Source organism: Arenibacter flavimaris (assembly GCF_030291335.1).
Classification (GTDB): Bacteria; Bacteroidota; Bacteroidia; order Flavobacteriales; family Flavobacteriaceae; genus Arenibacter.
The window spans coordinates 1-9,700 of sequence record NZ_JASWIM010000067.1 but is presented as its reverse complement, the minus strand read 5'-3'; the positions used below and the strand labels follow the sequence as shown (position 1 = coordinate 9,700).

Here is a 9,700-nt window from a genome sequence, read left to right as displayed (position 1 = left end):
GTAAACAACGTAAGGAACAAGCTTGTACATAGGGTCTGTGCTGTCATTAAAAGACAACAACCCTATGTCAAAAATATAGCTTGAGACTTTTGTCATTTTTTTCTTGGTTTTAACATGGAAATCAACCTTAAACGCTACGCAACCGGTTTTCGAATACCCCCAAAATGAAGGCACCAACTAAAAATTATGTAGGATCATATGCTTCGTTTTTGGCCTATCTTCTTATGGCCCATAATCCCCTTTTAAAACCTTAACAACCACCTTTAAGTCTATTTTTCTTTTCACCAGCTACTTTCTCCGACTGGGGCCGTCCAACTTTAACTGGTTGAACATCCTTACGAACCGGTCCGAGATCTGCCTGCCGTACCGGTCCTCTATTTGGGAAGAGTTCAGGTTGGTGGTGATATGGGTCTTTGTCCCCAGGTCCTCAAAATTGCGGTAACGGTTGAGCAATATCCTGACGAATATATCCTCCTTTCCGTACTGGTAAACATTGTTCGCCACAGTTTCAGATCCCAGGTCATCGAACAGGAAGGTTCCCTTGGAATAGTAGTCTATAACATCGTCCTTGTTCTTTTCTGCATTGTACTTGTCCACCACTTCCTGGGCACTGATGGAAGGGAACCAAAGTGCCCTGAGACCATATTGTCTCGACATATTCTGGATGATCTTAAAACTCGATGTCTTTCCAGTGCCGTAGGAACCGAAGACCATCAATCCCTTTCTTAGGGAAATATTTTCCAAAAGTTCGAATGCAGGGTCCCGGTTCCAATACCTGCAGAAATGCCCAAGGAAATTTTTGTTGGTCCCGTCCACTTCAAAGTCGAGATCCATGCGGGCATAAAATTCCTGTGCCGCCCTGAAAAAAACTTTTTTAAATTTTTCCGGGGCGCATAAAGGTCTTGGTTGCGTTTCCTTTTTCCGAAATTGTTCCGACCATCCCTTTTCCATAGCGATTATTCCAATATTGGACTTCTATTTTTATTTTCTACTTTTAAAAAGGTAAATTCTTTTTTTCCTTGTTTTGTTACTTGTTTAGTATACTCGACATTTTTGTCCATGCTGCCTGGACATCTATGTCTAGGCAGCCCGGACACTTTTGTCGGGGCAGGGTCGCCCATTTTAAACCCAAAACGGAGCAGACTTCTCAAGTAGCGCTTCCTTCCGTTGAAGGAGGTCTCTTCTATCCAGCCCAGGGATTTCAGTTCGGAAATGTACCTGCTGACCTGTCGTTCGGAAATGTGAAGGAAGGAGGCGATGTACCTGTTGGACATATAGCATTCCCTCCCGTTTTCCGTAAAGCTGTGTATCTCCAAAAAAAGGATCTTGGCATACCAGTTCACCTCCTTGTTCAGATAGATCGATCTGGGTATCCAGATGCCCTGAAAATTCCTTTCCGTTGGTTCCATGCCTCTGGACATCCGGTTACTTCCTGTTCTTCAACAAGGACTCGTTGAAACGGCGTTCCAAGGTCTCGTCGGAAAGGTCAGGTTCCCCCAGGAGCCAGGCGTCAATGGTATCCTTGTCGAAGAATTTCTGGCGGATATGGGGATTGTTCCCCATGGGGATGAGCCGCTGTTGGGTAAGTTTATATATCTTGCTCTTTGAAAGACCCGTGTAACGTGCCAGGTCATCCACATTGAGCGTTTTTTTGTTGTGGGCCAATAGCCCCTTGATCTGTGTAAGTAGTGTTACCACATCCTGTTGATTTTCCATGATCGTATTTTTAGGATTTTGAAGAATGTGCAACCGGCCGATCGCTCTTTTGTACGGGACAAACATATGGCAACAGATATGCACATGTCAATACGATAATCGGGGTTTGGGAAGGATTATGCTATAATTATGCTTTGCCCAGCATCTGTTTTACCAATTTCCGTTGGTTCTTGGAATTTGTCTTTTCCTGATCGGCCTTCCAAGAGGAGAAACTGGACTTTAGGGTATTGGGGTTGATCGGTTCACCGTTCATAAGAAAGGAGTTTTGCAGAAATTGGAAGAATTCCAGTTTCCGTTCTCCGGTAATCTCAGTAATTCCCCCGACAATGATCTCATCGAACAGGACAAAAAGTAAACGGTGGTTTGCCGATTCCCCGCTTTTGTTGCCCATGGTAAAGTTGATCTTGGTAAAGACATTCCTGCCCATGAGTATGCGTTCGAGTTCCTTTTGCCCATCAGGGTCCAGATCCAAAAGATGGAACTTCATCCTTGACCTTTTCAACCGCTCCATTGTAAAACCATGTCCGTCCTTGGCCATATGGGATTCGGACTCATAAAAAACCGCCACCCAAAGTATGGCCAGAACCAAGGCCAATAACAACCCAAGATATATCGCATAATGGTCGATAAGCGACCTAAAATTGATAACGGCCGAAACAAGAAGTATGAACAGGATATATACGCAAACAAGGAAAAAAATAAGGTTTCCCCTATTGCCCCCGATCCGTTCGTTCAGAAAATCATTGGTGGCGGTCCGTACCCTGGCAAGTGCCCTACCGGCGTTTTGGATGAATTTTTCCATTGGGATCCCAATCTTCCTACCAATAAATATAAATAAAAGTGAAGAAATAGAGCGGAAAAAAATGTTGTCCCTATGTTGTCCCCATGAAAAGAAAAAGGCTTCACGATTTCTCGTAAAGCCTATTCTCATTGAGCTCCCCCTCTTGGGCTCGAACCAAGGACCCTCTGATTAACAGTCGGTTCATTTATAGTTTCATATGATTTTATATATGCCTAAATGCCTATTTTACAGGTGTTTTACGTATCTTTAGTTTCAGATTAAACCATATGAAACCAAAAAAAGCACGCTGAAAGCACGCTGAAAATAAATTCTTCTTCCTCATGGCCACAATTAAGATAACCTTCGATAAACGGGCATCTAACACCACTAAAGATAATAAATTCATGTTGGTTTTGTGTATTAATCATAACCGAAAAACACGCTACATTCCATTCAATTTACACCTAAAGGAAAACCAATACGATTTTAGGACAGGGAAAATCACAGGTATATTGAACTCTGTGCGCCATACTAAACGGACCCAAAAAACTTTTTCCGATGTGGATTTATGGATCGATGAGCACGAGGGAGAAATAAGGAGGTGGGATATGGATAGGTTAAAATCAGAAATAGAGCAATGCTTTTTTAAAAAATCTCCCTCTCGTACAATCCTTAATTATGGGGGAGTGTATCTCCACCGACTTCGTATGGAACAGCGATTTTCAACGGCAAGCTCTTACGAGGACGCATTGAAGGCCTTAATCAAATTTCGAAAAAAACTTAAAGGTCAGGATGATACCATGTTGATTAAAACATTGTATGAGGTTAAGGAAAATGGATTGTTTCCTCTAGAGAACTTCAAAGATTTGGATATGGAAATCAAGTCTATAGACTACTCATTTTTAAAGGACTTCAAAGCCTATATGAGCAACAGGTATAAATCCAAAAATACGCCTGCCATGCACCTAAGAAGTCTTCAAGCGATTATGAACGATGCGGGAAAAGCATTTGAGGACTTAAAAGATCATAGGCCACTCTCCAATTTTAAAAAGCAGAGCCATGAAAACGCTCCAGCACCTATTGAATTGTCAGATATTCATAAAATCAGAAAATTGGAATTAGAACCAGATACTCCGATTTGGCATAATAGGAATTATCTTCTTTTTATGTTCAATAATATGGGCATGAACTTCTTTGATGTTGCAATCCTAAAGTGGTTTCAGTTTGAGGATAATCGTATCAAATATTTTCGCAAAAAAACTCATTATGAAGGAGATTATTTTAGTGTTCTTCAAAATGAAGAGTCCTTAAATATTATCCGCCATTACCTCAAGGATCAAAAAGATGAAGATTACCTCTTTCCAATTATTCCACCCAATACCACGCCAGAACGTCTACATAAGGTCAATAATGGCAAAGTCAAAATCTTTAATAAGTATGCCAATAAAATTGCAGCTTTAGCTGGTATTTCGAAAAAGATAACCACCTACACACTTCGAGATACCTGGACCAATATAGGTCTTGACATGGGTATCGATATCCGAAAGATATCATCAGGACTTGGCCATTCGAGTGTTCAGGTAACTGAAAAACACTACGGCAAAAGCGTCACTGAAAAAATACTAGATGAGATTAATGCTAAAATCACGGAATCGTAGAAGATATGCGACTTACTATTCCCGATAGAACGGTCTCACGAGAGGTTGATGAACTTATGAAGCTCTCCATATTTAATAAAGATGGTAAAGAGAGGGGTACTGAATATATCATCGACACTAGCAGTTATAAGCTTTAGAAAGCCACTATTTTTATAGGATTTATGTCGAGATTAAATCCCTATTATAAAGGGTTTTCCATAAAAATGCCGCGATTGATGTCACGATTATCCGTCTAAGTATAAAACAATTTTTGGTTTTCTATTTTTCCTCCAAATTCCCATGGTGGTATATGAGATTATGATGTGCTCAACATTCCCAATCTTTAGTAACTTATGTTTTGTTCCTCCTATCCACAAAAAAGCACGAGCTAAGATGCTAAATTTCGTATTGTACCCATTGCCCAAAGCCTACATAGAAAGACCTTTGCCCTTATACTTGGAATAGTCTGTCAATTCATCCTTAAAGCCGTTGAAGGCTTCTTCCGGTTTGGGATTATCACTTCCCAACAGATTGCCCAACGCATAGACACCTATTCTCAGAAGATTTGCCTGCTTCCTGTCAATCTGTATTTTGGCAACGGTGTGCAGTGCTTCCCTTAACCCGTTTTCCATATGGTGTTCCAATATCTCAATGGGGAGGTTTGGCCTGGCCCCATCCAATACAAAAAGATAGGATGCCTTCTTATATTGTCCCCGTTCTATCAAGTATGTCGACCAGAGGTTTTTTAGGTTATCCTGCTCGTTAGTTGCGATATCCTCCAAGATTTTCGCTTGGTTCTCCAAGGTCTTGTTCAGATCGTTTGATGATTCCAGATAGGCCTGTGCTTTTAGTGAAAGCAGAACATCGACCGGATACTTGGAATATATCGAACCGATGCATAGTCTCCCTTCCCTTTTCTCAAAATAAAAGCCTTTTTCATTAAAAAACGTGATATAGTCGTTCGGAGATTTCTCGAAGGATACCTGCATACGCTCTGCATATTTATGAAAGGCCTTCAGGCTCAACCGGTCAAACATTTGCCTATATGACTGGCTCGTAGTTTGATAGAGGTTGGGGAACATCAATGGTAGGAACATCGAGGTCGGCCTAAGTCCAATTTCTTTGGCTGTTCTGTCGTTCATAAGTCCGTCCAATACTTTTTGGTTCTCCTTCATAAAGCCCGGGGAGGCATAAAATTCGTTTTGGTTCGGTATCGGTTCATGCCCTAAATCTAGCTTGACTCCGTACTGATAAGAATTCGCATAGGTGAGGATTCCCCTATCATATTTGGTCCCGAGACTTTTCAAAAGCTCAAAAAGGAATTCCCTTTGCCCTGGCGGATCAAAAAGCTGTTTGTCAATTACCTGTTTTATAAGTCCGGCCTTTGCCTGCAATTCCCGTTCTTCCCTTATCGATTCCATATTATAAAGCTTGTCCTTTACAATATCGAACTGCAATTGTATCAGATCGCCCAGGTTTCGGTTGTCGGTATGCAGATACTTCCTAAGAAACCTAAAGCGTTCCGATTTGGCCATTTCCGTAACTATAGACTTTATGGGAATCCTAATGATATGTTCAGAAAAAAGGGTCCTGTTCCATGAATCCTGATAGCTGCTACGATAGGCTTCCTTGATGCACCGCTGGAGCTCCAATTGCAGCTGAACGCTTTCCGCATACATCTGGGTATATTCACATTCGAACAGTGCCGGGTTTTCTAGGATTCCTATATCCTTCTCCATTTCTTTGCTATTGAGGACATATCCCGATTTGTCATATATCGAGAAATCCACTGCTTTTCCCTGTCCGTCATAGTTTAGCCTACAATCCAATTTTTGATGGCATCTCAGTATATCGGGAAGGTGTTCGGGGCCGATGGTCCTGAAAAGTCCAAAAGTGGTACGCAGTTGTTTTTCCAACCGTTTTTTGACCATGGGCAATAACTTGGATTTTTGGTTGAGCTCAAAGACCTTTTGCAGTTTTGGACCGCTCAATTGTGGGTGGACGGTATAACCGTTGATAAATCTCGACCTGTAGCCGTCCTTTACTTCGATGCCGAACGATACGCCTATCCTACCATTGTGATTTACGGTCCTTAGCTGAATGTGGTGGGGCCTCAGAAATTCGGAAAGTTCTTTAAAGCTCCTCACCTTGTACTTTTGCAAAGTGTTGCTAACAATGTCCTGCAAATAGAACCTGACCCCGTTGATGTCCTCGTTCTTAAATTGGGGCATTTCGTATTTCGGGAGTTCCTTGGTCTGTTTCGTATCGAGCGACGAGGAAAGCCCGAACTGCTTTTCCAAGTATTTCTGGGTGGCTACGTTCCTTCTGAAATCGTTGGAAAGGTTTATCTGCAGACAATCCTCTTTAATGGTGGTCGAAACGATATGGACATGTTCGTGCTTGGTATCACAGTGACGTACTACAATAAAGGGCTGTTCCCCATAGCCCATATGTTCCATGTAAGCTTTGGAAAGTTCAAAAAAGTCCTTGTCGTCCAATTGTTCGCCACGGGGAAGGTTGATAGTGGCATGTAAATATCTCCTTTCGGAATCGTGCCGATTGCCGAGATAGTAGAGGACCCTTCCAAAAAACTCCGTATTGGTGTCCGTATCAGAATAGGTGTTCTGGAAGCCGAGTATGGTGCTTTCGGCCTTGCCCAATACATAGTTCAATACTCCCTGAACGCTTTTCCTATATAGAATCCTTGCTATCATTCTTGATCTTTGGTGTTGATGATCTCCATGAGTTCAAGCATCAGTTCGCTGGCCTTTTGCATCTCCCCATCTACGTTCGCATTTGGGCTACGCATGTTCTTGTAGTTGGCCACCTTGACCAATTGGTTGATGTTGGTGCCTATCTTGTTCAATTGGTAACTGAGGTTCGAAATACTATCGGGTATCCGTTGCCTCTTTATGGTTTCCCTATTAAGGATAAGCTTTCTTAGGAAAGGGCCAATAGTTCCCCTTTTCCGAAAATCGAGATTATAGGACTGCAGGATGGCCTTTACCTTTTCCAGTTCCCTGCCATTGAACCGAAGCGTTATGGCATGCTCCCGTTTCCTGTCCCCCAACTGTTTTCTGCCGCCTTTGTTTCCAACCATTTTTTAAATCGATTTTATCGTTTTTCACTTCGTAAGAAGTAGGCGTTTTAAGATGCTTAAAACATAACTTGCTATCTTCTTTGAAGATAAATATAGGCAATCAAAATGAATTATATCAAACTAATAATCAGTTATTTAACCTCGTTAATCATATAGAACCATACTAGGCCAAATGGGTACAGATAACCGATTTATCCGGTCTTATTTGTTATATAGAAATGATGGAAGAATAGGTAAACGTTTCATTTTTTTGTGTGTAGGGAGAGGAAAGGTCAAGCGGCTTTTTCCGCTTGTACTTTTGAGCGGTTCCGAGGGTGTTGGGAAACCGTAACTGGAAAGACGACCGAATGCGGATCGGCGCTGTGCGTCGGCATGGTCGGCTTGGAGGTGGCGGTTTCCCAACTTCCGTAGGGGCTTGGAATAATCTATGACAAGTGCTTCTACAGAAAGTCTATATAAAGGTGGATTTAGGTAAACCATTGAGGATTAGTATTTTGTTCCAAAATACGTTGCTTTAACGAGATTTTTCAAAAACCTTGATTTTAAAGAGTAGTTTTAAAAGCCTATGTCTACTTGGGGGTATGAAGCCCATCGGGGCGAAAACGTATCAACTCGTGGTAACACCGTCCAAATGGAAAGGGTTTAAGGAAAAGCTTAAATACCTTACTAAAAAGAAGATACCGGCAAGTTTTGAAGAACGTATCGGCCGTATCAATCTGTTGATACGTGGTTGGGTGGATTACTTTAGACCGGCATCCATTCAAGCAAAACTTAAAAAGCTGGAAGAGTGGTTAAGAAACCGATTACGGTATTGCATATGGCATCATTGGAAGAAACCGGTGCGGAAACGGAAAAATCTGATTCGCTTAGGAATTGACCAAGACCATGCCTATGCGTGGAGTCGCACAAGAATGGGAGGCTGGGCAGTAGCTCAAAGTCCTATTTTACGACTACCATTACCATAAAACGGTTAAAGAAGAAAGGTTATGTTAGTTTAATCGAATACTACAAACGATAAGTTCCATTATCGAACCGCCGTATACGAGACCCGTATGTACGGTGGTGTGAGGGGTGCACTCCGTCATTTGATGACGGAGCCATCCACTCGATTGGCAATCTGGCATTATTCCAGAATTTCTTTTAGCTTTTCATTTAATTGGTCTCCTCGTAAATTCCGTCCTATTATTTCACCGTTTTCGGCAATTAGAAAATTGTCAGGTATTCCGTTTATTCCATAAATGAGTGAAGCTTCATTTCTTTGACCTTTTAAATCACTAACGTGTTCCCAATTCAAACTATCTTTTTCAATTGCTTTTAACCAACTTTCTTTATCCTCGTCCAATGAAACTGCAAATATTTGAAACCCTTTTGGATTATATTTTTCGTAGGTTTTTACAAGATTAGGGTTCTCTTGTCGACAAGGAACACACCACGAAGCCCAAAATTCAAGAAGAACAGCTCTTCCTTTTAATTCAGACAATTTTTTTAGTTTTCCATTTTGGTCTTCCGATTCAAAGTCTGCAAATTGTTCTCCTATTTTTGGTTCTTTATTCAGTTCAATATATTTGGTAATTTCCTTTGCAAATTTTGAATTTTTATTCTCTATTGAAAATTGTTCATAAAGTTCTTTAGTTTTTTCTTTTCCCCAAGTTGTAGAATAAATCGAAAGCATTGAGGCACTTACAATGCTATTTGGATTGTTTTTTACAAATTCCATTTCCGCTTTTTGTCTTTCATTTCTCGGTAATGTGTCTATTTTTTGATGAAGACTAAAACTTAAATTTTCTGATTCAGAACCTGTTATTTTTGCATTTCTAAAATCAGTTTTAGTTGCGTCAAATGTCATTGGTTTATTCTCTGCCCATAAAAATCTATATTGTGAAAAGTCTTTTTTTCTTATTATTACTTGTAATGGTGAATTTGGTAATTTTGAGTTAAATGAGAACGAATTATTCTCAATATTTGTTGAGTCAATTGTTTTGTTCCCAATATCTAAATAAAGAATTGTTCCATTTTCAATGCCGTTTGTGGTTCCCTTTAGAGAGAATTCAGATTCTGCTTTTTCATTACAAGAAATAGCTAATAATGTAATTATTCCAAATATTATTTTTTTCATCGATGTTTGTTTTTGCTTGTTCCCAACAATTGGATAGCATCATTGATGATACCCCACTTATAAAACTAAGATAATAAATCTCTAACTAAGGTAGGGTGTATGTTAGTCAACGTTGAAAAACCAATGAAACCTTTAATTATCCTATCAATTAGTTCTCCTGGTCTTTAGTCACGTAAAACGGCCCGTAAAAAGAGCGAATGAATAAAGATGGTGTTGTACCAAAAATGGTTCTTTTTAAAGGACTTTTCATTTTTTGAATTCCATCTTAGGAAGAGGATAACCAAATCCCTTGCCGACTGTAAAATTAGTGGACATTTGATGTAAATATTTTTTACAGTAAAATAGGGTCA

Annotated in this window: 9 protein-coding genes; 2 read left to right on the top strand and 7 right to left on the bottom strand. The window is 40.4% G+C overall.

Going from position 1 to position 9,700, the window contains the following annotated elements; translation table 11 throughout:
- Positions 1-288 precede the first annotated feature (288 nt).
- From QSE00_RS24665 to QSE00_RS24650, 4 genes are all read right to left on the bottom strand, one after another.
- Positions 289-951, bottom strand: coding sequence for a P-loop NTPase family protein (locus tag QSE00_RS24665; RefSeq protein WP_286107939.1), 663 nt, complete (start codon positions 949-951; stop codon positions 289-291).
- Between the two features lie 5 nt (positions 952-956).
- Positions 957-1,409 carry a helix-turn-helix domain-containing protein gene (locus tag QSE00_RS24660; RefSeq protein WP_286107938.1) on the bottom strand — a complete coding sequence of 151 codons (453 nt, stop codon included), beginning with the start codon at positions 1,407-1,409 and terminating at the stop codon, positions 957-959.
- A 16-nt stretch (positions 1,410-1,425) separates the two neighbouring features.
- The gene (locus QSE00_RS24655; RefSeq protein WP_286107937.1) at positions 1,426-1,716 is read right to left on the bottom strand and encodes a helix-turn-helix transcriptional regulator; all 291 of its coding nucleotides are present in this window, start codon (positions 1,714-1,716) and stop codon (positions 1,426-1,428) included.
- Between the two features lie 127 nt (positions 1,717-1,843).
- Complete coding sequence (locus QSE00_RS24650) at positions 1,844-2,518, bottom strand: hypothetical protein (RefSeq protein WP_286107936.1); 675 nt, start codon at positions 2,516-2,518, stop codon at positions 1,844-1,846.
- Positions 2,519-2,838: 320 nt separating this feature from the next.
- Here QSE00_RS24650 and QSE00_RS24645 point away from each other — a divergent pair, with 320 nt between their 5' ends.
- A complete protein-coding gene (locus tag QSE00_RS24645) occupies positions 2,839-4,155 on the top strand; it encodes a tyrosine-type recombinase/integrase (RefSeq protein WP_085500102.1) in 1,317 nt (438 codons plus the stop codon).
- 407 nt (positions 4,156-4,562) lie between these two features.
- On the opposite strand, the gene QSE00_RS24640 is transcribed toward QSE00_RS24645, so the two are convergent.
- Both QSE00_RS24640 and mobC read right to left on the bottom strand, forming a co-directional pair.
- Positions 4,563-6,848 carry a relaxase/mobilization nuclease domain-containing protein gene (locus QSE00_RS24640; RefSeq protein WP_286107935.1) on the bottom strand — a complete coding sequence of 762 codons (2,286 nt, stop codon included), beginning with the start codon at positions 6,846-6,848 and terminating at the stop codon, positions 4,563-4,565.
- Positions 6,845-7,234 carry a plasmid mobilization relaxosome protein MobC gene (gene mobC, locus QSE00_RS24635; protein ID WP_286107934.1) on the bottom strand — a complete coding sequence of 130 codons (390 nt, stop codon included), beginning with the start codon at positions 7,232-7,234 and terminating at the stop codon, positions 6,845-6,847. The genes QSE00_RS24640 and mobC overlap by 4 nt, the downstream gene beginning before the upstream one ends.
- Before the next feature lie 581 nt (positions 7,235-7,815).
- Between mobC and QSE00_RS24630 the strand changes: the two genes are divergently transcribed.
- Complete coding sequence (locus QSE00_RS24630) at positions 7,816-8,199, top strand: group II intron maturase-specific domain-containing protein (RefSeq protein WP_286107933.1); 384 nt, start codon at positions 7,816-7,818, stop codon at positions 8,197-8,199.
- A gap of 158 nt (positions 8,200-8,357) precedes the next feature.
- Here QSE00_RS24630 and QSE00_RS24625 read toward each other — a convergent pair whose 3' ends face one another.
- On the bottom strand, positions 8,358-9,350 hold the full coding sequence (locus tag QSE00_RS24625; RefSeq protein WP_286107932.1) for an AhpC/TSA family protein: 993 nt from the start codon (positions 9,348-9,350) through the stop codon (positions 8,358-8,360).
- Positions 9,351-9,700 lie beyond the last annotated feature (350 nt).